This is a genomic window from Streptomyces sp. JL2001 (assembly GCF_050917515.1).
Taxonomy (GTDB): Bacteria; Actinomycetota; Actinomycetes; order Streptomycetales; family Streptomycetaceae; genus Streptomyces.
Genome location: NZ_CP169421.1, coordinates 6,064,760 through 6,089,721 on the forward strand (window position 1 = coordinate 6,064,760; position 24,962 = coordinate 6,089,721).

At 69.0% G+C, this 24,962-nt stretch carries 18 protein-coding genes and 3 rRNA genes; 12 read left to right on the forward strand and 9 right to left on the reverse strand.

The annotated features are described in order from the left end of the window. Window positions 1-12 precede the first annotated feature (12 nt). Window positions 13-1,227 (reverse strand): phosphoserine phosphatase SerB, encoded by a 1,215-nt coding sequence (gene serB / locus ACE1OA_RS27100; protein WP_356605508.1) that lies wholly within the window; start codon window positions 1,225-1,227, stop codon window positions 13-15. A 119-nt stretch (window positions 1,228-1,346) separates the two neighbouring features. After that, window positions 1,347-3,119, reverse strand: a complete 1,773-nt coding sequence (locus ACE1OA_RS27105; RefSeq protein ID WP_432753515.1) for a streptophobe family protein — start codon at window positions 3,117-3,119, stop codon at window positions 1,347-1,349. A 283-nt stretch (window positions 3,120-3,402) separates the two neighbouring features. Between ACE1OA_RS27105 and ACE1OA_RS27110 the strand changes: the two genes are divergently transcribed. Beyond that, window positions 3,403-5,943: an FHA domain-containing protein gene (locus ACE1OA_RS27110; RefSeq protein WP_432753516.1), complete on the forward strand. Its 2,541-nt coding sequence runs from the start codon at window positions 3,403-3,405 to the stop codon at window positions 5,941-5,943. 88 nt (window positions 5,944-6,031) lie between these two features. On the opposite strand, the gene ACE1OA_RS27115 is transcribed toward ACE1OA_RS27110, so the two are convergent. The 3 genes from ACE1OA_RS27115 to ACE1OA_RS27125 all read right to left on the reverse strand — a co-directional run bounded on the left by ACE1OA_RS27115 (window position 6,032) and on the right by ACE1OA_RS27125 (window position 8,865). Beyond that, on the reverse strand, window positions 6,032-6,787 hold the full coding sequence (locus ACE1OA_RS27115; RefSeq protein WP_356605502.1) for a transglycosylase SLT domain-containing protein: 756 nt from the start codon (window positions 6,785-6,787) through the stop codon (window positions 6,032-6,034). A gap of 255 nt (window positions 6,788-7,042) precedes the next feature. Next, window positions 7,043-8,170 (reverse strand): S-adenosylmethionine:tRNA ribosyltransferase-isomerase, encoded by a 1,128-nt coding sequence (locus tag ACE1OA_RS27120; RefSeq protein ID WP_432753517.1) that lies wholly within the window; start codon window positions 8,168-8,170, stop codon window positions 7,043-7,045. Next, entirely contained in the window at window positions 8,167-8,865 is a 699-nt protein-coding gene (locus ACE1OA_RS27125) for an SDR family NAD(P)-dependent oxidoreductase (protein WP_356605498.1), read from the reverse strand. Before ACE1OA_RS27125 ends, ACE1OA_RS27120 begins: the two co-directional genes overlap by 4 nt. Before the next feature lie 183 nt (window positions 8,866-9,048). Here ACE1OA_RS27125 and ACE1OA_RS27130 point away from each other — a divergent pair, with 183 nt between their 5' ends. From ACE1OA_RS27130 to ACE1OA_RS27140, 3 genes are all read left to right on the forward strand, one after another. Then, a complete protein-coding gene (locus ACE1OA_RS27130; RefSeq protein WP_384875550.1) occupies window positions 9,049-10,206 on the forward strand; it encodes a GAF domain-containing sensor histidine kinase in 1,158 nt (385 codons plus the stop codon). Further along, window positions 10,199-10,843 (forward strand): response regulator, encoded by a 645-nt coding sequence (locus tag ACE1OA_RS27135; RefSeq protein ID WP_432753518.1) that lies wholly within the window; start codon window positions 10,199-10,201, stop codon window positions 10,841-10,843. Before ACE1OA_RS27130 ends, ACE1OA_RS27135 begins: the two co-directional genes overlap by 8 nt. Window positions 10,844-11,003: 160 nt before the next feature. After that, window positions 11,004-11,243: a chaplin gene (locus ACE1OA_RS27140; RefSeq protein ID WP_356605494.1), complete on the forward strand. Its 240-nt coding sequence runs from the start codon at window positions 11,004-11,006 to the stop codon at window positions 11,241-11,243. A 169-nt stretch (window positions 11,244-11,412) separates the two neighbouring features. Here ACE1OA_RS27140 and ACE1OA_RS27145 read toward each other — a convergent pair whose 3' ends face one another. Beyond that, the gene (locus ACE1OA_RS27145; protein ID WP_356778932.1) at window positions 11,413-12,204 is read right to left on the reverse strand and encodes a hypothetical protein; all 792 of its coding nucleotides are present in this window, start codon (window positions 12,202-12,204) and stop codon (window positions 11,413-11,415) included. Between the two features lie 306 nt (window positions 12,205-12,510). Between ACE1OA_RS27145 and ACE1OA_RS27150 the strand changes: the two genes are divergently transcribed. The 4 genes from ACE1OA_RS27150 (at window position 12,511) to ACE1OA_RS27165 (ending at window position 15,737) form a co-directional block, all read left to right on the forward strand. Further along, the gene (locus ACE1OA_RS27150; RefSeq protein ID WP_356605490.1) at window positions 12,511-13,308 is read left to right on the forward strand and encodes an ABC transporter ATP-binding protein; all 798 of its coding nucleotides are present in this window, start codon (window positions 12,511-12,513) and stop codon (window positions 13,306-13,308) included. A gap of 91 nt (window positions 13,309-13,399) precedes the next feature. Then, window positions 13,400-13,828 carry an NfeD family protein gene (locus ACE1OA_RS27155; RefSeq protein WP_356605488.1) on the forward strand — a complete coding sequence of 143 codons (429 nt, stop codon included), beginning with the start codon at window positions 13,400-13,402 and terminating at the stop codon, window positions 13,826-13,828. Between the two features lie 93 nt (window positions 13,829-13,921). Next, window positions 13,922-14,881 (forward strand): SPFH domain-containing protein, encoded by a 960-nt coding sequence (locus ACE1OA_RS27160; protein ID WP_356605486.1) that lies wholly within the window; start codon window positions 13,922-13,924, stop codon window positions 14,879-14,881. Window positions 14,882-14,963: 82 nt separating this feature from the next. Then, window positions 14,964-15,737: a sulfite exporter TauE/SafE family protein gene (locus ACE1OA_RS27165; protein ID WP_386544131.1), complete on the forward strand. Its 774-nt coding sequence runs from the start codon at window positions 14,964-14,966 to the stop codon at window positions 15,735-15,737. A gap of 87 nt (window positions 15,738-15,824) precedes the next feature. Here the strand turns inward: ACE1OA_RS27165 and ACE1OA_RS27170 are convergent, their stop codons facing one another. The 3 genes from ACE1OA_RS27170 to ACE1OA_RS27180 all read right to left on the reverse strand — a co-directional run bounded on the left by ACE1OA_RS27170 (window position 15,825) and on the right by ACE1OA_RS27180 (window position 17,929). After that, window positions 15,825-16,337 carry an HNH endonuclease gene (locus tag ACE1OA_RS27170; protein WP_147977371.1) on the reverse strand — a complete coding sequence of 171 codons (513 nt, stop codon included), beginning with the start codon at window positions 16,335-16,337 and terminating at the stop codon, window positions 15,825-15,827. A 166-nt stretch (window positions 16,338-16,503) separates the two neighbouring features. Then, window positions 16,504-17,040, reverse strand: a complete 537-nt coding sequence (locus ACE1OA_RS27175) for a YbhB/YbcL family Raf kinase inhibitor-like protein (protein ID WP_386544129.1) — start codon at window positions 17,038-17,040, stop codon at window positions 16,504-16,506. A gap of 106 nt (window positions 17,041-17,146) precedes the next feature. Then, entirely contained in the window at window positions 17,147-17,929 is a 783-nt protein-coding gene (locus ACE1OA_RS27180) for a sporulation protein (RefSeq protein WP_432753519.1), read from the reverse strand. A 93-nt stretch (window positions 17,930-18,022) separates the two neighbouring features. On the opposite strand from ACE1OA_RS27180, the gene ACE1OA_RS27185 reads away from it, so the two are divergent. From ACE1OA_RS27185 to rrf, 4 genes are all read left to right on the forward strand, one after another. Further along, window positions 18,023-18,664: a DNA-3-methyladenine glycosylase gene (locus ACE1OA_RS27185; RefSeq protein ID WP_384875561.1), complete on the forward strand. Its 642-nt coding sequence runs from the start codon at window positions 18,023-18,025 to the stop codon at window positions 18,662-18,664. 547 nt (window positions 18,665-19,211) lie between these two features. Next, window positions 19,212-20,737 (forward strand): 16S ribosomal RNA (locus ACE1OA_RS27190). Window positions 20,738-21,024: 287 nt separating this feature from the next. Then, window positions 21,025-24,149 (forward strand): 23S ribosomal RNA (locus ACE1OA_RS27195). A 109-nt stretch (window positions 24,150-24,258) separates the two neighbouring features. Further along, window positions 24,259-24,375: ribosomal RNA gene (gene rrf, locus ACE1OA_RS27200) — 5S ribosomal RNA — on the forward strand. The 16S, 23S and 5S rRNA genes sit together here, the layout of an rRNA operon. The last annotated feature ends 587 nt before the right edge of the window (window positions 24,376-24,962 follow it).

A 24,962-nucleotide genomic window follows, 5' to 3' on the forward strand; every position in this document is an offset into this window, starting at 1 on the left:
TCTCGACGTCCGTCAGTGCAGCAGGTCCTCGCCGCCGTCCGCGGCCTCGACCTCCTCGCGGGTGATCCCGAGCAGATAGAGGACGGCGTCGAGGAAGGGGACGTTCACCGCGGTGTGCGCGGCCTCGCGCACGACCGGCTTGGCGTTGAAGGCCACGCCGAGCCCGGCGGTGTTCAGCATGTCGAGGTCGTTGGCGCCGTCGCCGATCGCCACCGTCTGGGCCAGCGGCACCCCCGCCTCGGTGGCGAAGCGGCGCAGCAGCCGCGCCTTGCCGGCCCGGTCCACGATCTCGCCGGTGACCCGGCCGGTGAGCCTGCCGTCGACGATCTCCAGCGTGTTGGCCGAGGCGAAGTCCAGGCCCAGCTTCTCCTGCAGGTCGTCCGTGACCTGGGTGAAGCCGCCGGAGACGACACCGACCTGGTAGCCGAGCCGCTTCAGGGTCCGGATCAGGGTGCGGGCGCCGGGAGTGAGGCGTACCTCGTCGCGGACCTTGTCCACCACGGAGGCGTCGAGCCCGGCCAGCAGCGCCACGCGGGCGTGCAGCGACTGCTCGAAGTCCAGCTCGCCGCGCATCGCCGCCGCGGTGACCTCGGCGACCTCGCGCTCGCAGCCGGCGTGGCCGGCGAACAGCTCGATGACCTCGTCCTGGATGAGCGTCGAGTCGACGTCCATGACCACGAGCCGCTGGGCGCGGCGGTGCAGTCCGGCGGAGACGACCGCCACGTCGACGCCGATCTCCGAGGCCGAGGGGGCCAGCGCGGTCCGCAGCGGCTCGGTCTCGCAGCCCGAGACGGCGAACTCGACGGCGGTCACCGGGTACTTCGCGAGGCGGAAGATGCGGTCGATGTTGCCGCCGGTTCCGGTGATCTTCGCCGCTATGGCCGCCGTCGACTCGGCGGTCAGCGGGTGCCCGAGGACGGTGACGTGCGAACGGCCGCTGCCACGCGGACGGTTGTCTCCGGTGCCGGAGATGATCTCGGCCTGGAGCTTCAGCGACTCCGCCCAGCTGTGCACGGTGGCGCGCAGCTCGCCCTGCGAGGCGACGGTCGGCTCGGTGACGAGCGCGCACAGGACGAGGCGGCCGCGGGACACGACCTGCTCGATGTCCACGACGTCGACGGAGTAGGCGGCGAGGGTGTCGAAGAGTCCGGCGGTGATCCCGGGACGGTCCTTCCCGAAGATCTTGACGAGAAGAGTGGGAACGTCTGAGGTCTGCGATGCGCTCATGGTGCTTCCACCGTATCGGGCACCGGGTGCCACCAGCTCCCCCGTCCCGAGTGCCGGACACCGGTGCCCCCCGCCGCCGTGCCGGCACCGCTTCGGCGCCGCCCCTGCCCGCCGGCGGGTCAGCCGCGCCGGCGCGGGTGTCCGGGCGGGGGCGGCGCGTCCGGCGGGCCCGGCGGGTCCGGCGGGTCCGGCGGGGGAGCGGGCGGGGGAGGGACGACGGGGCCGAGGTCGCGGCCACGCCGGGGCGGCCGGCCCCGGCCGCCGGGACCGGGGCCGCGGAGCGGGCCCGCGACGGTCGGGGCCGCGTGCAGCCCGCTCCCCGCGCCGCCGGCACCGCTCCCGCCGTCCCCCGCGCCGCTCCCGTCCTCGGGCCCGTCCCGGCCGCCGTCCACGGACCCGCCGGGCCCGTCCCGGCCGGTCCCGCCCCCGTCCGCGTAGGGGTTCGTGTCCCCGCCCGGTGGCCGGTACGGCTTCGAGGGGATGTACGGCCCCGGCAAGTAGGCCAGGTCGACATACGTACGCCCGCCGGGCGCCGTCACCCCGTCCGCACCAGCCGCTCCGGCGCCCGCGCGCCGCCGGGCCCCCACCAGGAGGCCGCCCACCGCTCCCGTACCCGCGCCCCACAGCGCCCCCAGCAACAGCGCGACCACCGCGTCGCCGTGCAGCTCCACCCCCGCGTCGAAGGCGTCGACGCCCAGAACGGACAGCGAGGCGTCCGCCGACACCCCGGAGAGCACCACCACCAGGGCCAGCGCCGGCGCCGTCACGGCTCCGAGCCGCAGCCCGCACCGCGCCGCGAACGCCGCCCGCCCGAGCCCGTCACGCGGGGTCCGGGACGCCGCCAGCACCCCGGCGCCCAGCATCATCGCGGCCGCGGCCACCGCGAGCAGCCACACCGCGCCGTCCAGCTCGGCGAGCCGGGCCACCGTCACGGGCCGGTCCATCGCGCCGCCGCCCAGCAGCGCGTCCAGCGGATCGGGCAGCACCTCCGTCAGCGAGCCCCGCGCGCCACCGCGCCACGGCACGAACAGCCCGAGCGGCACCCCGACGCCCACCCCGTTCGGGGTCCCGAGCAGCGCGGCGCCCAGCACCCGGCGGGGACGGTCGTCGCCGACGGCCGCGTACCCCGCCGCCGCGTATCCGGCGGCCACCGCCACCAGCCCCACCGTCACCAGCGCCGAGGCCGCCGGCCGCACCACCCGCCGCAGACCGTCGCCGAACCGCCCCGGCGGCAGCGGAGCCCGCCGCGAGGCGAGCAGGGCGAGCAGCACGACCCCGAGCGCCCAGAGTGCCGCGCCCGCCAGCGAGTCCGCGGTGTCCACCGAGAAGCCCACCGACGCCTTCGCCTCCACCAGGTCCCCGAGCCGGTCCGGCAGCAGCCCGCCGAGATCCCCGAGATCCCCGAGGCCCGGCACACGCAGCCCCCCGTCCCCGCCCGTACCCGGGACTCCTCCGATCCCCAGGGTGCCGCCGTCGATCGTCACCACGTCGTGTCCGGCCCAGGCCAGCCCGCCCACCGCGGCCACGAAGACCGTCACCAGGGCCGTCACCCGGCAGGCGAGCTCCCGTCCCGGGAGGTGCGGCCCGGCACCCCGCAGCGAGCGCAGGAAGAAGTACCCCAGGAGCAGCGCCCCCACCAGGGCGACGCCGAGTGGCGCGAGGTCGACGGCGGTCCGCGCCGCGGCCCCCTCCAGCCCGTACGCCGACACGTCACCCGTCGGTGTCACCGACCCGCCCACGGCCAGCACCACCACGGCCGCCGTCATCGGGCCGAGGCCGCCCGCCGCGTCCGCGCCGAGGAGATGGAGCCCGAGCGCGGCGGCCCCCGCCATCCCCACCAGCGCCCAGCCCACGGCCGCGATCGAGGCCAGGATCACATCGGTCGGGGACATGCGCCCGCGGTCGCCCCTCGCCTCCATCAGACCCCCCTGATTCGTGCCGAGTTGCCCCATTCATGCATGATCCGTACGCACTCATGGGCGCTTACCACTCTCCGGGGTGTTTTCTCCTTCCGTCAACGGCCCGTGCACGCAGCATCGGAGGGCGCCCGGAGCACGCCTGCGCCGGGTCTTCACACCGCCCGACTTTCGGATCGGGGACCGGGCCTGAAATAGTTCCCCCCGATGTTCGCCATCCCTAGACTCCCTGCGACGGGGGTACATCGGGGGACAAGTAGTGGGGCATGGAGTGCCAGAACTCGTACTGGAATTGAACGGAAGGACCTGGACTCTCGATCCGTCCAGGTCGTACACCCTCGGACGTGATCCGCAGGGCGACCTGGTGATCGACGACGCCAGGGTCTCGTGGCGCCACGCCACCATCAGCTGGGGCGGCCGGAGTTGGGTCATCGAGGACCACGGCTCCACCAACGGCACGTTCGTGCAGGGGCAGCGGATCCATCAGATGGAGATCGGCCCCGGCTCCGCCGTCAACCTCGGCAACGCCACCGACGGCCCGCGGCTGAACCTCGCCGCCGCCGGCGCCCCGGCCCACCAGGCCGCGGCGCAGGCGCAGCAGCCCGCGCCGCAGCAGGCCGGCGCCCCGGCCGACTGGGCGAGCCACCAGGCCCCGCCGCAGCAGCAGGGCTGGCAGCAGCCCGCCGGGCAGCCGCAGTTCCCGCAGCAACAGGGCGGCCAGGCCGCGCAGTCGGCACCGAACGTGCCGGGCCAGGGCGGCGGCGCCGCGGGGGCGCCGCCGGTCTACGGGGACCGCAGCCCCACGACGTTCTACCAGCTGGCCCTCGGCCACGTGATGCGGATCGGCCGTGCGCTCGAGAACGAACTGGTCGTCTCCGACCTCCAGGTCTCGCGCCACCACGCCGAGTTCCACGCGACGCCCGACGGGCGTTTCCAGATCAAGGACCTCGGCTCCCACAACGGCACGTACGTCAACGGCCAGCCGATCGCCAAGAGCGGCTCGGTCCTCATCGGCCCCAACGACATCGTCGGCGTCGGCCACTCGACCTTCCGGATCGTCGGCGGCCAGCTGGAGGAGTTCGTCGACACCGGCGAGGTCTCCTTCTCGGCCCGCCACCTCACCGTGACCGTCGACGGCGGCAAGCAGATCCTCAAGGACGTCTCGTTCGGCGTCCCGGAGAAGTCGCTGATCGGCGTCATCGGCCCGTCCGGTTCCGGAAAGTCCACGCTGCTCAAGGCGCTCACCGGCTACCGCCCGGCCAACGAGGGCGAGGTCCTCTACGACAACCGGAGCCTCTACAAGCAGTTCGCCGAGCTGCGCCAGCGCATCGGTCTGGTCCCGCAGGACGACATCCTGCACAAGGAGCTGACCGTCCAGAAGGCGCTGCGCTACGCGGCCAAGCTCCGCTTCCCCGGCGACACCGCCCCGGCCGAGCGCGAGGCCCGGATCGACGAGGTGCTGCGCGAGCTCAAGCTCGACATCCACAAGGAGAAGAAGGTCACCTCCCTCTCCGGTGGCCAGCGCAAGCGCGTCTCCGTCGCCCTGGAGCTCCTCACCAAGCCGTCGCTGATCTTCCTGGACGAGCCGACCTCCGGTCTCGACCCGGGCATGGACCGCGACGTCATGCAGCTGCTCCGCGGCCTCGCCGACGACGGCCGCACCGTCCTGGTCGTCACCCACTCCGTCGCCGAGCTGGGCCTGTGCCACAAGCTCCTGGTGATGGCGCCCGGCGGTTCGGTGGCGTACTTCGGTCCGCCGGAGGAGGCGCTGAACTTCTTCGGCTACAGCAACTGGGCCGACGTCTTCTCCGCCTTCGAGAACTACCGCGACTACGACTGGGCGGGACGATGGAAGGGCTCGCAGCACTACCAGATGTACGCCGCGGACATCGACGCCGTGGCCGCCCAGCCGGTGCAGATGCCGCAGCAGGCGATCGCCCGGCCGCCGAAGCCGCAGGGCTGGGGCTCCCAGCTGTGGACCCTGATCCGCCGGTACTCGTCGGTGATCGCGTCCGACAAGGGCTTCATGGGCCTGATGGTGATCCTGCCGGCCGTCCTCGGCGTGGTCTCGGTCGTCATCCCCGCCGACTTCGGCCTCGCGCCACCGAAGCCGCCGTCCCGGTTCAACGGCGACGCCGGCACGATCATGCTGATCCTCGCGGTCGGCATGTGCTTCTCCGGCGCCGCCAACTCCGTCCGTGAGCTGATCAAGGAGCGGGTCATCTACGAACGGGAGCGGGCCACCGGCCTGTCCCGCTCGGCGTACCTGATGTCCAAGGTCATCGTCCTCGGCGTGATCACCGCCATCCAGGGCGTCATCATCTGCGGCATCGGCTTCGCCACCCGCGAGCTGCCCGCGGAGGGCCTGGTCCTGCCGCCGGCCGTCGAGCTGTGCGTCACGATCATCGCGCTCGGCTTCACCTCGATGATGTTCGGCCTGGTCATCTCCTCGCTGGTGAAGACCGCCGAGAAGACGATGCCGCTGCTCGTCATGTTCGCGATCGTCCAGGTCGTCTTCACCGGCATCCTCTTCCAGGTGTACGGCTCGCCGGGCCTGGAGCAGTTCGCCTGGCTGATGCCCTCGCGCTGGGCCATCGCCGCCGCGGGTTCGACCCTCGACCTCGCGCACCTGATGCCGCCGTGGGACCACAAGGACCCGACCAACCTGGACCCGCTGTGGGACCACACGGTCGGCCAGTGGGGCTTCAACCTCTCGGTCCTGCTGATCATCGGCATCGTCTGCGGCTTCGCCGTGGCGCGCCTGCTGCGGCGCCATGAGCCCGAGGTCATGCGGAAGTAGCGGAAGCGACCGGCGTCACGCGCGCCGGACGACGCCGAGGGCGGCACCCCATGGGGTGCCGCCCTCCGGCGTTGCTGCCTCAGCGCGATCAGTAGGCGCTGTTGACGTTGTCGATCGAGCCGTAGCGGTCGGCCGCGTAGTTGGCGGCGGCGACGATGTTGGCGACCGGGTCGTACTGGTCGAACGCGGTGCCGGGCACGTGGTAGGCCTTGAAGGTCGGGTAGATGACCTGCAGCAGACCCTTGGACGGGACGCCGTTGATGGCGTTGATGTCCCAGTTGTTGATGGCCCGCGGGTTACCGCTGGACTCACGCATGATGTTCTTGTGCAGGCCGTTGTAGCTGCCCGGAATGTTGTGCTTGTCCATGATGAACAGCGCCTCGCGGATCCAGCCGTCGAGGTTGTTCGCGAAGACGGGCTTGCGGGCGGCGGCGCGGCTCGCGGCGGCCTTCACGGCGGCGCGCTTCTTGGCCTCGGCCTTGGCCTTCGCGGCGGCGGCAGCGGCCTTCGCCTTGGCCTTGGCGGCGGCGTCGGCCTTGGCCTTCGCGGCGGCGACGGCGTTCGCCTTGGCCTTGGCGGCGGCCTCGGCCTGCTGCTTGGCCTTGAGGCCGAGCGTCGTGTGCTGGTCGGTGAGGCTCGAGTGCAGCGCCTTGGCCTGGGCGCTGTTGGCGTTGTACGCCCAGGCGGCCTGCTGGGTGTTGGCCAGTGCCTGAGGCTCGACCTCGGCGGCGGCGTTGCCCGGGACGAGAGAGAAGGCGAGAGCTGCGGCGCCAAGCGTGGCGACACCGGCGATCGAGGCCTTGTGGGTCTTGGTCAGACGGCGGCGAGAAGTGTTCGCAGACATGCAGGACTACCTCTTCGAATAGCAGGGGGTCGCTCAGGCCGGGGGCGGCGCTGCGCCTTCCTCGGCGGCGACGGCTGCAATTCTTAGCGCCAGCAAAATCCCCTGGCAAAGGTGTGACCTACGATCCCGGGTAGTGGATCAGGGGCGCCGGACCGGCGCCCCGAAACCCCTGCAATGCCCGTTTTTCCCGTCCCGTTCTGTCCCTTATGTAGCCACTACGACCCTTAGTAAGTGACCTGGGTCCTATGTGCGGGCTCACATCGGCCTGGTAACAACCTGACCAGGCGTTGCTGGCGCAATGCGCATGGTGAGCGGGTCCGCCGGGAGGAGGAGGTGCAGGTCCCCGAACTCGTGCCAGAGGTAGCGCCCTTGCAGCGCCTGGGCGTAGGCCCGCCGCAGCGCCGGCCGCCCCGCGACCGCCTCCAGCATCAGCAGATGCGAGGCCGCCGGCTCGTGCAGCCCGGTCAGCAGTCCGTCCACCGCCCGCACCCCGCGCGCCGGGGTCACCACCAGGTCCGTCCACCCCGCCGCGGCCCGCACCACCCCCGCCCCGTCCGCCGCGGACTCCAGCGCCCGTACGGCCGTCGTACCGACCGCCACGACACGGCCCCCGCCCGCCCGCGCCGCGTTCACCAGCCGGGCCGACGCCGCCGGCACCTCGAAACGCTCCGGGTACGGCGGCTCGTGGGCCTCCGCCGACGCCACCCCCGTGTGCAGGGTGATCGGCGCGAACTGCACCCCCCGGCGCACCAGCTCCGCCACCAGCCGCGCCGTGAAGGGCCGGCCCGCGCTCGGCATCTCCGCCGACCCCGTGCCGTCGGGGGAGGGCAGGGCGAAGACCGTCTGGTACGCGGCCAGCGGCTGGTCCCGCTCCGTGTACCCGTACCGGATCGGCCGCCCGTACCGCGCGAGCAGCTCCGGCACGGGCGAGTCCGCCCGCCCCCACCACAGCCGGGCCGCGCCGGGCACCAGCGGCTCCTCCAGCACCAGCCGCGCCCCGCCCGGCAGCCGCACCGCCGCCCCCGCCGGACCGCCCGGCCGCGCCGTGCTGCTGCCCCGCCCGTCCGGGTCCCGCAGCTCCACCACCCACCGGCCGTCGTCGCCCCGGGTGGAGAAATGGACGACGACCGGCGGCCCCGCCGTGTCCCCGCCCAGCCGCCCCGTCACGGCGGCCGCGAGCGTGGCCGAGGTGTTGACCACCAGCACGTCCCCGGCCCGCAGCAGCCCCGGCAGCGCGGGGAAGGCGTGATGCGACACCTCCGTGCCGCGCGACACCAGCAGCCGCACGTCCTCCCGCCCGCGCCCCGGCCCCCGCTGCTCCGCGGGCACCCGCGCCGACAGCTCCGGCGGCACCCTCAGCGCCTCCAGCACGTCCCCCTTCATTCCGCGACCCCCACCGGCTCGCCCGCGACGTACCGCCCGCTCGGCGGCCTGCGCTCCAGAAGAGAGAGGAGGGCGGGCACCACCGACTCCGGATCCGGCCGCGCGTCCGTGTCGTCCGGCACCGCCGCCGCGTACAGGTCCGTGGCCATGTCCCCCGGGTCCACCACCCACACCCGCAGTGCCGGCTCCTCCACCGCCAGCACCGCCGCCAGCCGCTCCAGCGCCGCCTTCGAGGCCCCGTACCCGCCCCACGTCCCGTACGCCTCCACCGCCGCGTCCGAACCGACCGCGATCACCGCTCCGGCCCCGCTCGCCCGCAGCAGCGGCAGCCCCTCCTGCACGAGACCCAGCGCCGCCACCACGTTCGTCTCCAGCGCCACCCGCAGCCCGTCCAGCGGCTGCTCCGCCAGCCGCACCAGCGGCTCCGCGCCCAGCGCGCTCGCGTTGCTCACCAGCAGGTCGAGACCGCCCAGCTCCCGGGCCGCCGCCACCAGGTCCCGGCGGTGCGCCGGGTCCGTGACATCCCCGGCCAGCGCCACCACCCGGCCTCCCCGCGCCCGGGCGGCCCGGGCGCTCTCCTCCAGTACCCGTGCCGTCCGGGCGTCCAGCACCAGGTCCCAGCCCCGCTCGGCCAGCGCGCCGGCCAGCGCCCGGCCCAGCCCCTTCGACGCTCCCGTAACGATCGCGACAGTCATGACGTCCATCCCCTCGGGTACCGGCTTCCGCCTCGATGCCCCCAGCCTCCGACCGCGCCCCCGCCCGCCGCCTCGTCCGCGGGCCCGGACCGGGCACGGCACTTCGACCTAGGCCGGTGGTCGGGGGCCGGAGCCGTCCCCGGGCGGATACGCACCGTCACACCTCACCGGTACGGTGAGTTCATGAGTCACCGACCGAGCTCCGGCCTCGCCGCCGTGAGCACCGCGCTGCTGGCGATGAGCCGCCACCTGGAGGTGCGCGACGTCCTCAAGACGATCGTCGCCTCCGCGCGCGAGCTGCTCGACGCCGAGTACGCGGCCCTGGGCGTGCCGGACGACCACGGCGGCTTCGCCCAGTTCGTGGTCGACGGCGTCAGCGACGAGCAGTGGCGGGCCATCGGCCCCCTGCCCCGCCAGCACGGCATCCTCGCCGCCATGCTCCACAAGGCCGAGCCCGAGCGGCTCGCCGACGTCCGCGAGGACCCGCGCTTCGAGGGCTGGCCGGCCGCGCACCCCGAGATGTCCGACTTCCTCGGCCTGCCCGTCCAGGACGGCGAGGAGACGATCGGCGCCCTCTTCCTGGCGAACAAGCGCTGCCGCGAGGGTGCCCCCGCGGGCGACGGCGGGTGCGGCTTCACCGCGGAGGACGAGGAACTGCTCTCGATCCTCGCCCAGCACGCCGCGATCGCCCTGACCAACGCCCGCCTGTACGAACGCAGCCGCGAGCTCACCATCGCCGAGGAGCGCTCGCGCCTGGCCCACGAGCTGCACGACGCCGTCAGCCAGAAGCTCTTCTCGCTCCGGCTCACCGCCCAGGCCGCCGCCGCCCTCGTCGACCGCGACCCGGCCCGCGCCAAGGGCGAGCTCCAGCAGGTCGCCGAGCTCGCCGCGGAGGCCGCCGACGAGCTGCGCGCCGCCGTCGTGGAGCTGCGCCCCGCCGCACTGGACGAGGACGGTCTCGTGCACACCCTGCGGACGCAGATCCAGGTCCTGGACCGGGCCCACAGCGCGCGGGTCACCTTCGACAGCCCCGGCATGCGGGCTCTGCCCGCCGCCCAGGAGGAGGCCGTCCTCCGGGTCGCGCAGGAGGCCCTGCACAACGCGCTGCGGCACGCCGAGCCCGCCGTCGTCACGGTCTCCCTCGCCCGGCGGGGCCCGGGCGCCCTGCTCACCGTCCGGGACGACGGCAAGGGCTTCGACCCCCGCACGGTCCGCAGCGCCGGGCGGCACCTCGGACTGGTCTCCATGCGGGACCGGGCCGGCGGTGTCGGCGGCCGGCTCACCGTGACATCGGCACCGGGCCGAGGCACCACGATCGAGATGGAGGTCCCCGGTGGCTGACAAGACCATTCGCGTCCTGCTGGTCGACGACCACCAGGTCGTCCGCCGCGGCCTGCGGACCTTCCTGGAGGTCCAGGACGACATAGAGGTCGTCGGCGAGGCCGCCGACGGCGCCGAGGGCGTCGCCCGGGCGGAGGAACTGCGGCCCGACGTCGTCCTGATGGACGTCAAGATGCCCGGCATGGACGGCATCGAGGCGCTGCGGAAGCTGCGCGAGCTGGCCAACCCGGCCCGTGTGCTGATCGTCACCAGCTTCACCGAGCAGCGCACGGTGATCCCCGCGCTGCGCGCGGGCGCCTCCGGATACGTCTACAAGGACGTGGACCCCGACGCGCTGGCCGGCGCCATCCGCTCCGTGCACGCCGGGCACGTGCTGCTGCAGCCCGAGGTGGCGGGGGCGCTGCTCTCGCAGGACGAGGCGCCGAGCGGTACGGGCCGCGGGTCGACCCTCACGGAACGGGAGCGGGAGGTGCTCGGCCTGATCGCGGACGGCAGGTCCAACCGCGAGATCGCGCGCGCCCTCGTCCTCTCCGAGAAGACGGTCAAGACACACGTCTCGAACATCCTCATGAAGCTCGATCTGGCGGACCGCACCCAGGCCGCACTGTGGGCGGTCCGGCACGGCCTCATCACCTGACCCACGGGGAGGGAACGGAGATCGCGAGAGGTACTTCCGTTCCCTTCTTCATACCGTCGGGTGTATGTCCCCCGTTCGGCGCAACCCGGCGGCAGCGGCGGCGTTCTCCATGGCGTGCTGCGACGGCCCGGTCGCAGCGAATACCAGGAGGATCCTGAAAGTGAACAAGCTCAAGAAGGCCGCAGCCCTGACCATGGTCGCCGGCGGCATCGTCGCCGCCGGTGCGGGTGTGGCCTCCGCCGACGCGGACGCCCACGGCCAGGCCCTCAACTCGCCGGGCGTCGCCTCCGGCAACCTGGTGCAGGTCCCGGTCCACGTTCCCGTGAACGTCTCCGGCAACACGATCAACGTGATCGGCCTGCTCAACCCGGCCTTCGGCAACAGCGCCGTCAACGGCTGACGCCACCCGAAACGGCCCGGCCCCCGGACGATCCCCCCGGAGGCCGGGCTTCGCCGTACCCGCGCACGACCGCGCCCGGCCACCCGGGCGGCTCGCCGCGTCGCGGTCCCGGCCGCCGGGGACCGAGCCTCGGCGCTCCCCGTCGGGACAGAGCCGCCCGGACCCCGCCTCAGAGCTCCCGTTCCCGTTCCCGCTCCTCCACGTACGCGTTGTACGCCGCGACCTGCGCCCGGCGCGCGACCCGCTCCACCGGCCGCAGCGCGGCACCCCGCGCGGCCATCTCCGAAGCGCTCACCGCGCCCCCGTGCCCCCCGCCGTACGCCAGACCGACCAGCAGACCGATCCGCTGCGCCAGCTCCAGGACCCGCACCGCACGCGGCGGATAACCAGGGGCCAGGACCTCCCGGCCCGCCTCCGCCCGCGCCCGGTACGCCTCCCGCGCCGCGTCCGCCACCGGACCGGAGGCCGCCACGTCCAGCTTCGTCAGCACCGCCGTCGCGTCGCGCAGCGCCTCCGCCAGCTCGCGCTCCGCCTCACTCAGGGACGGCACGTCCGCGGGCGGCGCCTCCCGCACCGCCAGGCAGTGCCACACGACCTCCACGTGCACGTCCCCCGCCGGGCCCGCCTCCGTGACCGCCGGCACCAGACCGTACGGCGCCCCGAAACCGACCGCCGCCTCCTCCGCCTCCAGCGCCCGCGCGTTGAACTCCGGCGGTCCGCTCAGACCCAGCGGATGCCCCGGCGCGGGCAGCGCCACCCGCCACCCGGTCACCCCGAGCACCCGCAGCCGCCCCAGCGCCAGCGTCAGCCCGACCGGCCCCGCCTCGCCCGGCAGCCCCTCGACGCGGTGCACCGCGTCCTCCCCGACAATGGCCAGCGCCGCCTCGTCCGGCGACACCGCCCCGGCCGACAGGGCATTGCCCCAGGCGGCCAGACGTCCTGAGCGTGGTTCCGAAAGCATGCCCCCAGATTAGAGGCCGCCCCGCGGTCCGTCGCCGGGCTCGCGGCGCCCCGCACCGCTCCCCGATCCGGCCCGTCCGACGGGGCACCCTCCGAGGCCGCCCCGCCGTCCGTCGCCGTCCGTCGCCGGGCTCGTGCCGTCCGTCGCCGGGCTCGCGGCGCCCGGCACCGGAAGAGGGGAGCGCCGGACCCAAGAGACGACCTGAGGACCGCCCCGCTCCGTCAGTGGCGTAGGTTTTCCCTGGACGCCGCGCCCGCAGGCGCAAGGCGACGACACGACTCGACCGCAAGGGGAGACAACGCGCTCATGAGCGATGTACTGGAGCTGGTGGACGTATCCGTGGTCCGCGACGGACGGGCTCTGGTGGACGAGGTCTCCTGGTCGGTCAAGGAGGGTGAGCGCTGGGTCATCCTCGGCCCCAACGGCGCCGGCAAGACCACCCTGCTCAACATCGCCTCCAGCTACCTCTTCCCGTCCTCCGGCACCGCCCGGATCCTCGGCGAGCGGCTCGGCGGCGTCGGCACCGACGTCTTCGACCTCCGCCCCCGGATCGGCATGGCCGGCATCGCCATGGCGGAGAAGCTCCCCAAGCGCCAGACCGTGCTGGAGACCGTCCTCACCGCCGCCTACGGCATGACCGCCACCTGGCACGAGGACTACGACGCCGTCGACGAGGAGCGCGCCCGCGCCTTCCTCGACCGCCTCGGCATGACCGAGTACCTCGACCGCAGGTTCGGCACCCTGTCCGAGGGCGAGCGCAAGCGCACCCTCATCGCCCGCGCCATGATGACCGACCCCGAGCTCCTCCTCCTGGACGAGCCCGCCGCCGGCCTCGACCTCGGCGGCCGCGAGGACCTGGTCCGCCGCCTCGGCCGCCTGGCCCGGGACCCGTACGCGCCCTCCATGATCATGGTCACCCACCACGTCGAGGAGATCGCGCCCGGCTTCACCCACGTCCTGATGATCCGTCAGGGCAAGGTGCTCGCCGCCGGCCCGATGGAGACCGAGCTGACCTCGCGCAACCTCTCGCTCTGCTTCGGCCTGCCGCTCGTCGTCGAGCACGTCGGCGACCGCTACACCGCCCAGGGTCTCCCGCTCAAGTAGCCCCTCCCGACAGCCGGTTGCACCGGGCGTCGCGTCCCCGCACAGCGCCGCGCCCTGTCCCCCGGCCCTCCCGCCGCCCTACCATGACCACGTGGACATCGACGCGTGGGTCTGGTGGCTGATCGGCGCGGTGGGACTGGGCATTCCGCTCGTCCTGACCGCGATGCCCGAATTCGGCATGTTCTCCGTCGGCGCGATCGCCGGAGCCGTGACCGCCGGTCTCGGCTTCGGCATCGTCGCGCAGGTGATCGTCTTCGTCGTGGTGTCGGTGGCGCTCCTCGCGGTCGTCCGCCCCATCGCGGCCCGCCACCGCAACGGGCCGCCCGGGCACGCCAGCGGCATCGACGCCCTGAAAGGCCGTCAGGCCGTCGTCCTGGAAAGGGTCGACGGCAGCGGCGGCCGCATCAAGCTCGCCGGCGAGGTCTGGTCCGCCCGGACGCTCGACGCCGGACAGGCCTTCGAGGCCGGTGAACAGGTCGACGTCGTCGACATCGACGGGGCGACCGCCGTGGTCATGTGACCGAACCCCCCACGCGACGGCGCCTGGTCTGGGAAACTCGATCATCGGAAACAACCCGGCAGTCAACCGGTAGCGAAGGGCACGGGGAACACGATGTCAGCAGTCATCATCGTCCTGATCATTCTGGTGGTGCTTGTCTTCATCGCCCTGATCAAGACGATCCAGGTCATCCCGCAGGCGAGCGCCGCCATCGTGGAGCGCTTCGGACGCTACACCCGCACGCTCAACGCCGGACTGAACATCGTCGTCCCGTTCATCGACTCGATCCGCAACCGGATCGACCTGCGTGAACAGGTCGTCCCCTTCCCGCCGCAGCCGGTGATCACCCAGGACAACCTGGTCGTCAACATCGACACCGTCATCTACTACCAGGTGACCGACGCCCGGGCCGCGACCTACGAGGTCGCCAGCTACATCCAGGCCATCGAGCAGCTCACCGTCACCACCCTCCGCAACATCATCGGCGGCATGGACCTGGAGCGGACCCTCACCTCCCGCGAGGAGATCAACGCCGCCCTGCGCGGCGTCCTCGACGAGGCCACCGGCAAGTGGGGCATCCGCGTCAACCGCGTCGAACTCAAGGCGATCGAGCCCCCGACCTCCATCCAGGACTCGATGGAGAAGCAGATGCGCGCCGACCGCGACAAGCGCGCCGCGATCCTCACCGCCGAGGGCATCCGCCAGTCCCAGATCCTCACCGCCGAGGGCGAGAAGCAGTCCGCGATCCTCCGCGCCGAGGGTGAGGCCAAGGCCGCCGCCCTGCGCGCCGAGGGCGAGGCCCAGGCCGTCCGCACGGTCTTCGAAGCCATCCACGCCGGCGACCCCGACCAGAAGCTGCTCTCCTACCAGTACCTCCAGATGCTCCCGAAGATCGCCGAGGGCGACGCCAACAAGCTCTGGATCGTCCCCAGCGAGATCGGCGACGCCCTCAAGGGCCTCTCCGGTGCCTTCGGCAACTTCGGCGGAGGCGCCCCCGGCTTCAACACCGGTGCCGTGCCCGGCAGCCGCACCGGCACCGAGACCGAACGCCGCGAACAGCCCCCGGTTGACTGACACATACACGCAGTCGTGCATGATCGGTGCGAGCCCCTCGACCCTCACGGGCGGGGAGGCGACTCACTGACCATGTAAGGAGATGGCGTTGTCCATCTGGGAGATCCTGGCAGTCTTCGCGGCCGGCGTCGGAGCCGGCACCATCAACACGATCGTCGGATCGGGAACGCTGATCACGTTCCCCGTCCTGCTCCTCACCGGACTCCCCCCGGTGACGGCCACCGTCTCCAACGCCCTCGGCCTGATCCCCGGCTCCATCAGCGGCGCCATCGGCTACCGCGAGGAACTCAAGGGCCAGCGCCGCCGGATCCTGCGCCTCGGCAGCGTCGCCGCGATCGGCGGACTCGCCGGCGCCTGCCTCCTGCTCATGCTGCCGCCCCGGGCCTTCGAGACGATCGTCCCCGTCCTCGTCGCCCTCGCCCTGGTCCTCGTCATCCTCCAACCACGGCTCTCCAAGGCCGTCCAGGCCCGCCGCGAACGCACCGGCAGCCCCGGCGACCCCGACGGCGGCCCCCTGCTGCTGACCGGACTCCTCCTCGCCAGCGTCTACGGCGGCTACTTCACCGCGGCCCAGGGGATCATCTACCTCTCCCTGATGGGCATGCTCCTCGCGGACACCCTCCAGCGCCTGAACGCCGTCAAGAACGTCCTCGCCGCGATCGTCAACAGCATCGCCGCGCTCTTCTTCCTCTTCGTCGCCGAATTCGACTGGACCGCCGTCGTCCTCATCGCCATCGGCTCCGCCATCGGCGGCCAGATAGGAGCCAAGGTCGGACGCCGCCTGCCGCCCGCCGCCCTGCGCGGGTTCATCGTCGCCGTCGGCACCGTCGCCATCGTGCAACTCCTGCTCCGCTGAGGCGTCCCGCACCCGGCCCGCGCACGACGAGGGCCCGTCTCCCCGAAGGGAAGCGGGCCCACACACCTCCACCGCACCGAGCGCCGGCTACGCCGCCGAAGCCGCGGCCGACAGCCACTGCGGCAGCTCGGACCGCTCACCGGCCCGCAACGCCAGCAGCATTGCGTCCGCCGGCGTCGGCACGAACGGCTCGTGCAGCAGCGGCATCCCCGCCTGCTCCGGCGTCCGGTCCGCCTTGCGGTGGTTGTCCTCGGCGCAGGACGCGACGGTGTTCAGCCAGCTGTCCCCGCCCCCCTGCGCCCGCGGCACCACGTGGTCCACGGTCGTCGCGCGCTTCCCGCAGTACGCGCACCGGTGCTGGTCCCGTACCAGGACACCCCGCCTCGACCACGGAGCCTGTCTTCGGAAGGGCACCCGTACGTACCGGCACAGCCTGATCACCCGGGGCACCGGCAGATCGACGGCGGCACCCCGCATGCGCAGTCCGGGATGCTCCTGCTCGACGACGGCCTTGTCCTGCAGGACAAGCACCACCGCACGGTTGAGTGTGACCGTAGAAAGCGGCTCGAAGCTCGCGTTCAGAACCAGCGTGTCCCGCATTGTGCCCACCTCCCGTGTGCGGCCCAGCCCCCGTGGCAGGGCTTCCGGGCTTGGATCAACTCTGGCCGGGCGCGCCGGGTTGGACAACGCAATATCCGTGCGGAACGAAAAGATGCCCGCTTCTGATCTCTCCAAGACCAGAAGCGGGCAAACAACAAACGAACGCTCAGCTCCCCGCGGGAGCGGTGTACTCGGCGAGCAACTGGGCCCGCCCCAACGAGTGGAACCGCAGGTTGAAGCCCACCGCCGCGGCCGACGCGTCCGCGTCCGGGCCGAGCTTCTCCTGATCCACCGCGTACACCGTGAACACGTACCGGTGGTTCTCGCCGGCTGGCGGAGCGGCCCCGCCGAAGTCCTTCGACCCGTAGTCGTTACGGACCTGCACCGCGCCCGCGGGCAGCCCCTCGAACGACCCCGAGCCCGCACCCGCCGGCAGCTCGGTGACCGACGCCGGGATGTCGAACAACACCCAGTGCCAGAAACCGCTGCCCGTCGGCGCGTCCGGGTCGAAGCAGGTGACGGCGAAGCTCTTCGTCCCCGCCGGGAAGCCCTCCCAGCTCAGCTGCGGCGAGAGGTTCCCCTTCGCGTACACCTGAGCGTCCTTCAGCACCCCGCCCGGCACGATGTCGTCGCTCACCACGGTGAACGCCGGCACCGGCGGATGGAAGTCATGAGGGAGCGGCGCCCTCTTCCCCTCGGCCACGTCTGAACCTCCGTATCGACTGGGTACGTTCCGTACGGGCCGAGCCTAGGGCCGTCGTACCGGTCCTGCCGCGCGCGACGGTCCGAAGGCGCCGGCCGGGCGATCCCTACAGCCAGTTGCGCTTGCCGCCGACGTCGGCCAGCCACTGGTTCAGGTAGGCGGCCCAGTCGGTGTTGTGGAAGTCCTGCAGACCCACCTTGAACGAGCGGAACGAGTCGCTGCCCTCGCTGAAGAGACCCGGCTTCTTGTCCATCTCCAGCACGACGTCCATCTCGCGGTTGTCCGCGACGAAGCTGACCTCGACCTGGTTCAGCCCCCGGTACTGCTGCGGCGGGAAGAACTCGATCTCCTGGTAGAACGGCAGCCGCTGCCGGGTACCGCGGATGTGCCCGCGCTCCATGTCCGCGCTCTTGAAGCGGAAGCCCAGCTGGATGAAGGCGTCCAGGATCGCCTGCTGCGCCGGCAGCGGGTGCACGTTGATCGGGTCCAGATCGCCGGAGTCCACCGCACGGGCGATCTCCAGCTCGGTGGTGACACCGATGCTCATGCCGCGCAGCTGCTGCCCCGCGATCGCCGTGATCGGGGTCTCCCAGGGGATCTCCAGCCCGAACGGCACGACGTGCACCGCACCGGCCTTCACCTCGAAGGCGCCGCCGAGCCGGACCTTGACGAACTCGATGTCCTGCTTGAGCTCCTGGTCATTGCCCTCGACCTCGACCCGCGCCTGCAGCCCGACGGACAGCCCCTCGATCTGCTGGTCGACCGAGCCACCCTGGATCCGCACCTCGCCCTGGACGACTCCGCCGGGGACGACGTTCTCCTCGGTGAGCACCGTCTCCACGGACGCGCCGCCGGCGCCCAGGCTCGCGAGCAGCTTCTTGAATCCCATGTGCACTCCTTATTGGTCCTGACCCCTACATACGCGCGACGACCGTAGCCGGTTCCCGCGGGCCCGCCGGGCACCCCAGTACGCTCGGACGCCATGAGCGAGAGCCCCGACCGTACGCCGCTCCCGAGGGCCTTCTTCGACCGACCCGTCCTGGAGGTCGCCCCCGACCTGCTCGGGCGCACCCTGGTACGGACGGCGGGCGCGAGCCGCATCGAGCTGCGGCTCACGGAGGTGGAGGCGTACGCCGGAGCGATCGACCCCGGCTCCCATGCCTTCCGGGGCCGCACCGCCCGCAACGCGGTCATGTTCGGTCCACCCGGACACGCGTACGTCTACTTCACCTACGGCATGTGGCACTGCCTCAACCTGGTGTGCGGACCGGAGGGCCACGCCGCCGGCGTGTTGCTCCGGGCGGGGGAGATCCTCGTCGGCGCCGACGAGGCACGCCGCCGTCGACTCTCGGCCCGCTACGACAAGGAACTGGCCAAAGGCCCGGCCCGACTCGCCACCGCCCTCGACGTGGCCCTGTCCCTGAACGGCACCGACGTCTGCGCCGGACCCGAGGCACCCCTCTCCCTGCGCGCCGGCACCCCGCCCGCTCCCGACCAGGTACGCAGCGGCCCCCGGACGGGCGTGGGCGGCGACGGGGCCCCGCACCCCTGGCGGTTCTGGATCGACGACGACCCGACGGTGAGTCCGTACCGCGCCCACACGCCCCGCCAGCGGAGGTCTTGACTCAACTTGACTTGGATGCTGCGGACGCCTAACGTAGCCCGAGCCGCTTGAGACGGATCGTGCTTGTTCAGAGCACTCCGAAGCGGCCATCCACTACCTACGACGAACCCCGACGGGGCCTATTTCGGCATGCCGAAATAGGATTCGAACGACTCGATTATGAGTCGCCGGGGAATTCGGCTAAAGTAGTGAACACGCCGGAAGGGCCCGGAGCGAAAGCGAATGGGACCGGAAAGCACCGAGGAAATCGGATCGAAAAGATCTGATAGAGTCGGAAACGCAAGACCGAAGGGAAAAGCCCGGAGGAAAGCCCGAGAGGGTGAGTACGAAGGAAGCGTCCGTTCCTTGAGAACTCAACAGCGTGCCAAAAATCAACGCCAGATTAGTTGATACCCCGTCCATCTTCGGATGGTCGAGGTTCCTTTGAAGTCCTACTGGCCCTTGTGGCAGGTAGGCAAAAAACACAGCGAGGACGCTGTGAACGACCGGTCCTATTCCGACTGGTCGTTCCGCTCTCGTGATGTGTGCACCCGATTACGGGTAAACATTCACGGAGAGTTTGATCCTGGCTCAGGACGAACGCTGGCGGCGTGCTTAACACATGCAAGTCGAACGATGAAGCCCTTCGGGGTGGATTAGTGGCGAACGGGTGAGTAACACGTGGGCAATCTGCCCTTCACTCTGGGACAAGCCCTGGAAACGGGGTCTAATACCGGATAACACCGGCTTCCGCATGGAAGCTGGTTGAAAGCTCCGGCGGTGAAGGATGAGCCCGCGGCCTATCAGCTTGTTGGTGGGGTAATGGCCCACCAAGGCGACGACGGGTAGCCGGCCTGAGAGGGCGACCGGCCACACTGGGACTGAGACACGGCCCAGACTCCTACGGGAGGCAGCAGTGGGGAATATTGCACAATGGGCGAAAGCCTGATGCAGCGACGCCGCGTGAGGGATGACGGCCTTCGGGTTGTAAACCTCTTTCAGCAGGGAAGAAGCGAAAGTGACGGTACCTGCAGAAGAAGCGCCGGCTAACTACGTGCCAGCAGCCGCGGTAATACGTAGGGCGCAAGCGTTGTCCGGAATTATTGGGCGTAAAGAGCTCGTAGGCGGCTTGTCACGTCGGGTGTGAAAGCCCGGGGCTTAACCCCGGGTCTGCATCCGATACGGGCAGGCTAGAGTGTGGTAGGGGAGATCGGAATTCCTGGTGTAGCGGTGAAATGCGCAGATATCAGGAGGAACACCGGTGGCGAAGGCGGATCTCTGGGCCATTACTGACGCTGAGGAGCGAAAGCGTGGGGAGCGAACAGGATTAGATACCCTGGTAGTCCACGCCGTAAACGTTGGGAACTAGGTGTTGGCGACATTCCACGTCGTCGGTGCCGCAGCTAACGCATTAAGTTCCCCGCCTGGGGAGTACGGCCGCAAGGCTAAAACTCAAAGGAATTGACGGGGGCCCGCACAAGCAGCGGAGCATGTGGCTTAATTCGACGCAACGCGAAGAACCTTACCAAGGCTTGACATATACCGGAAAGCATTAGAGATAGTGCCCCCCTTGTGGTCGGTATACAGGTGGTGCATGGCTGTCGTCAGCTCGTGTCGTGAGATGTTGGGTTAAGTCCCGCAACGAGCGCAACCCTTGTCCTGTGTTGCCAGCATGCCCTTCGGGGTGATGGGGACTCACAGGAGACCGCCGGGGTCAACTCGGAGGAAGGTGGGGACGACGTCAAGTCATCATGCCCCTTATGTCTTGGGCTGCACACGTGCTACAATGGCCGGTACAAAGAGCTGCGATGCCGTGAGGCGGAGCGAATCTCAAAAAGCCGGTCTCAGTTCGGATTGGGGTCTGCAACTCGACCCCATGAAGTCGGAGTTGCTAGTAATCGCAGATCAGCATTGCTGCGGTGAATACGTTCCCGGGCCTTGTACACACCGCCCGTCACGTCACGAAAGTCGGTAACACCCGAAGCCGGTGGCCCAACCCCTTGTGGGAGGGAGCTGTCGAAGGTGGGACTGGCGATTGGGACGAAGTCGTAACAAGGTAGCCGTACCGGAAGGTGCGGCTGGATCACCTCCTTTCTAAGGAGCACAGTACCGATTGCAGACAAACGTTCTGCACGGTCAGCTCATGGGTGGAACGTTGATTAGTTGGCACAGTGAGTGAGACGAGTTCGCCAGTACTGCTTCGGCGTGGAACGCGAGAATCGTTGATCTGACTGTGCTTGGCACGTTGTTGGGTGTCTGAGGGTACGGCCGTAAGGTTTGTATCTTCGCGATGCCGGCCCCAGTGAACTTGATTCGTTTGAATCAGGGTGATGGGTGGCTGGTCGTTGCTTGAGAACTACACAGTGGACGCGAGCATCTGTGGCCAAGTTTTTAAGGGCGCACGGTGGATGCCTTGGCACCAGGAACCGATGAAGGACGTGGGAGGCCACGATAGTCCCCGGGGAGCCGTCAACCAGGCTTTGATCCGGGGGTTTCCGAATGGGGAAACCCGGCAGTCGTCATGGGCTGTCACCCATGCCTGAACACATAGGGCATGTGGAGGGAACGAGGGGAAGTGAAACATCTCAGTACCCTCAGGAAGAGAAAACAACCGTGATTCCGGGAGTAGTGGCGAGCGAAACCGGATGAGGCCAAACCGTATGCGTGTGATACCCGGCAGGGGTTGCGCATACGGGGTTGTGGGATCTCTCTTTCACAGTCTGCCGGCTGTGAGGCGAGTCAGAAACCGTTGATGTAGGCGAAGGACATGCGAAAGGTCCGGCGTAGAGGGTAAGACCCCCGTAGCTGAAACATTGACGGCTTGCTTGAGAGACACCCAAGTAGCACGGGGCCCGAGAAATCCCGTGTGAATCTGGCGGGACCACCCGCTAAGCCTAAATATTCCCTGGTGACCGATAGCGGATAGTACCGTGAGGGAATGGTGAAAAGTACCGCGGGAGCGGAGTGAAATAGTACCTGAAACCGTGTGCCTACAAGCCGTGGGAGCGTCGCTCATTGGGTTTACCCAATGGGTCGTGACTGCGTGCCTTTTGAAGAATGAGCCTGCGAGTTAGCGGTGTGTAGCGAGGTTAACCCGTGTGGGGAAGCCGTAGCGAAAGCGAGTCCGAATAGGGCGATTGAGTTGCACGCTCTAGACCCGAAGCGGAGTGATCTAGCCATGGGCAGGTTGAAGCGGAGGTAAGACTTCGTGGAGGACCGAACCCACCAGGGTTGAAAACCTGGGGGATGACCTGTGGTTAGGGGTGAAAGGCCAATCAAACTCCGTGATAGCTGGTTCTCCCCGAAATGCATTTAGGTGCAGCGTCGTGTGTTTCTTGCCGGAGGTAGAGCACTGGATAGGCGATGGGCCCTACCGGGTTACTGACCTTAGCCAAACTCCGAATGCCGGTAAGTGAGAGCACGGCAGTGAGACTGTGGGGGATAAGCTCCATGGTCGAGAGGGAAACAGCCCAGAGCATCGACTAAGGCCCCTAAGCGTACGCTAAGTGGGAAAGGATGTGGAGTCGCAGAGACAACCAGGAGGTTGGCTTAGAAGCAGCCACCCTTGAAAGAGTGCGTAATAGCTCACTGGTCAAGTGATTCCGCGCCGACAATGTAGCGGGGCTCAAGCGTACCGCCGAAGTCGTGTCATTGCAGCAATTAAGCCCCAACGGGTGCTGTGATGGGTAGGGGAGCGTCGTGTGCCGGGTGAAGCAGCCGCGGAAGCGAGTTGTGGACGGTTCACGAGTGAGAATGCAGGCATGAGTAGCGATACACACGTGAGAAACGTGTGCGCCGATTGACTAAGGGTTCCTGGGTCAAGCTGATCTGCCCAGGGTAAGTCGGGACCTAAGGCGAGGCCGACAGGCGTAGTCGATGGACAACCGGTTGATATTCCGGTACCCGCTTTGAAACGCCCAATATCGAGCCCATTAATGCTAAGGCCGTGAAGCCGCCCTGGAGCCTTCGGGCAAAGGGGAGTGGTGGAGCCGCTGACCCAAGGTGGTAGTAGGTAAGCGATGGGGTGACGCAGGAAGGTAGTCCAGCCCGGGCGGTGGTTGTCCCGGGGTAAGGGTGTAGGCCGTGTGATAGGCAAATCCGTCACACATTAAGGCTGAGACCTGATGCCGAGCCGATTGTGGTGAAGTGGATGATCCTATGCTGTCGAGAAAAGCCTCTAGCGAGTTTCATGGCGGCCCGTACCCTAAACCGACTCAGGTGGTCAGGTAGAGAATACCGAGGCGTTCGGGTGAACTATGGTTAAGGAACTCGGCAAAATGCCCCCGTAACTTCGGGAGAAGGGGGGCCATCACTGGTGATCGGATTTACTCCGTGAGCTGGGGGTGGCCGCAGAGACCAGCGAGAAGCGACTGTTTACTAAAAACACAGGTCCGTGCGAAGCCGTAAGGCGATGTATACGGACTGACGCCTGCCCGGTGCTGGAACGTTAAGGGGACCGGTTAGTGACCTTTCGGGGTTGCGAAGCTGAGAACTTAAGCGCCAGTAAACGGCGGTGGTAACTATAACCATCCTAAGGTAGCGAAATTCCTTGTCGGGTAAGTTCCGACCTGCACGAATGGCGTAACGACTTCTCGACTGTCTCAACCATAGGCCCGGTGAAATTGCACTACGAGTAAAGATGCTCGTTTCGCGCAGCAGGACGGAAAGACCCCGGGACCTTTACTACAGTTTGATATTGGTGTTCGGTTCGGCTTGTGTAGGATAGGTGGGAGACTTTGAAGCCGTGACGCCAGTCATGGTGGAGTCGCCGTTGAAATACCACTCTGGTCGTGCTGGATGTCTAACCTCGGTCCGTGATCCGGATCAGGGACAGTGTCTGATGGGTAGTTTAACTGGGGCGGTTGCCTCCCAAAGGGTAACGGAGGCGCCCAAAGGTTCCCTCAGCCTGGTTGGCAATCAGGTGTTGAGTGTAAGTGCACAAGGGAGCTTGACTGTGAGACCGACGGGTCGAGCAGGGACGAAAGTCGGGACTAGTGATCCGGCGGTGGCTTGTGGAAGCGCCGTCGCTCAACGGATAAAAGGTACCCCGGGGATAACAGGCTGATCTTCCCCAAGAGTCCATATCGACGGGATGGTTTGGCACCTCGATGTCGGCTCGTCGCATCCTGGGGCTGGAGTCGGTCCCAAGGGTTGGGCTGTTCGCCCATTAAAGCGGTACGCGAGCTGGGTTTAGAACGTCGTGAGACAGTTCGGTCCCTATCCGCTGTGCGCGTAGGAATATTGAGAAGGGCTGTCCCTAGTACGAGAGGACCGGGACGGACGAACCTCTGGTGTGCCAGTTGTCCTGCCAAGGGCATGGCTGGTTGGCTACGTTCGGGAGGGATAACCGCTGAAAGCATCTAAGCGGGAAGCCTGCTTCGAGATGAGTATTCCCACCTCCTTGAGAGGGTAAGGCTCCCAGTAGACGACTGGGTTGATAGGCCGGATGTGGAAGCCCAGTAATGGGTGGAGCTGACCGGTACTAATAGGCCGAGGGCTTGTCCTCATTTGCTCGCGTCCACTGTGTGGTTCCCGGGTTGCGAACAGTCGCACCGGTTGAACCAGCTTCACTACTTAATTGAAGAGTGTGCTTGTTCGCTAGAACCCGATAGGGTTTCGGTGGTCATAGCGTTAGGGAAACGCCCGGTTACATTCCGAACCCGGAAGCTAAGCCTTTCAGCGCCGATGGTACTGCAGGGGGGACCCTGTGGGAGAGTAGGACGCCGCCGAACAATCTTTCAGGACCCTTGGTCCCAGCGTTCACGCTGGGACCAAGGGTCCTTTTTGTTTTTGCCTTGAATTTCTCGAAGCGCGTCGGGGTGCCGGCTGCGCGAGAATGACTGCAGTACCCGAAGACAGGAGTCACGTCGATGTCCACCAACTCTCCCGACGATCGTCCGGAGCGCGAGCCGCGTCGTAGGGACGGTGGCGAGCGGGGCGGCTTCCGCGGGCCGCGTCGCGACGACAACCGTGGTGGTGGCGGTTTCCGCCGTGACGACCGTCGTGATGACAACCGCGGTGGCGGTGGCGGTTTCCGCCGCGACGACCGTCCTCGCGACGACCGCCGCGATGACCGTCCTCGCGACGACCGCCGTGACGAGCGTCCGTCGTTCCGTCGTGATGAGCGCCGTGACGACCGGCCGGCCTTCCGCCGTGATGACCGTCGTGATGACAACCGTGGTGGTGGCGGCGGTGGCTTCCGTCGTGATGACAACCGTGGTGGTGGGGGCGGTGGCTTCCGTCGTGATGACAACCGTGGTGGTGGGGGCGGTTTCCGTCGTGATGACAACCGCGGTGGCGGCGGCGGGGGCGGTTTCCG

Bases quoted from the DNA above. Each gene is read 5' to 3' on its own strand.
- ACE1OA_RS27105 (WP_432753515.1), bottom strand. From the start codon at position 3,119: ATGTCCCCGACCGATGTGATCCTGGCCTCGATCGCGGCCGTGGGCTGG.
- ACE1OA_RS27185 (WP_384875561.1), top strand. From the start codon at position 18,023: ATGAGCGAGAGCCCCGACCGTACGCCGCTCCCGAGGGCCTTCTTCGAC.
- ACE1OA_RS27145 (WP_356778932.1), bottom strand. From the start codon at position 12,204: ATGCTTTCGGAACCACGCTCAGGACGTCTGGCCGCCTGGGGCAATGCC.
- ACE1OA_RS27165 (WP_386544131.1), top strand. From the start codon at position 14,964: ATGGCGTTGTCCATCTGGGAGATCCTGGCAGTCTTCGCGGCCGGCGTC.
- ACE1OA_RS27125 (WP_356605498.1), bottom strand. From the start codon at position 8,865: ATGACTGTCGCGATCGTTACGGGAGCGTCGAAGGGGCTGGGCCGGGCG.
- ACE1OA_RS27170 (WP_147977371.1), bottom strand. From the start codon at position 16,337: ATGCGGGACACGCTGGTTCTGAACGCGAGCTTCGAGCCGCTTTCTACG.
- ACE1OA_RS27120 (WP_432753517.1), bottom strand. From the start codon at position 8,170: ATGAAGGGGGACGTGCTGGAGGCGCTGAGGGTGCCGCCGGAGCTGTCG.
- ACE1OA_RS27130 (WP_384875550.1), top strand. From the start codon at position 9,049: ATGAGTCACCGACCGAGCTCCGGCCTCGCCGCCGTGAGCACCGCGCTG.
- serB (WP_356605508.1), bottom strand. From the start codon at position 1,227: ATGAGCGCATCGCAGACCTCAGACGTTCCCACTCTTCTCGTCAAGATC.
- ACE1OA_RS27160 (WP_356605486.1), top strand. From the start codon at position 13,922: ATGTCAGCAGTCATCATCGTCCTGATCATTCTGGTGGTGCTTGTCTTC.
- ACE1OA_RS27115 (WP_356605502.1), bottom strand. From the start codon at position 6,787: ATGTCTGCGAACACTTCTCGCCGCCGTCTGACCAAGACCCACAAGGCC.
- ACE1OA_RS27150 (WP_356605490.1), top strand. From the start codon at position 12,511: ATGAGCGATGTACTGGAGCTGGTGGACGTATCCGTGGTCCGCGACGGA.
- ACE1OA_RS27180 (WP_432753519.1), bottom strand. From the start codon at position 17,929: ATGGGATTCAAGAAGCTGCTCGCGAGCCTGGGCGCCGGCGGCGCGTCC.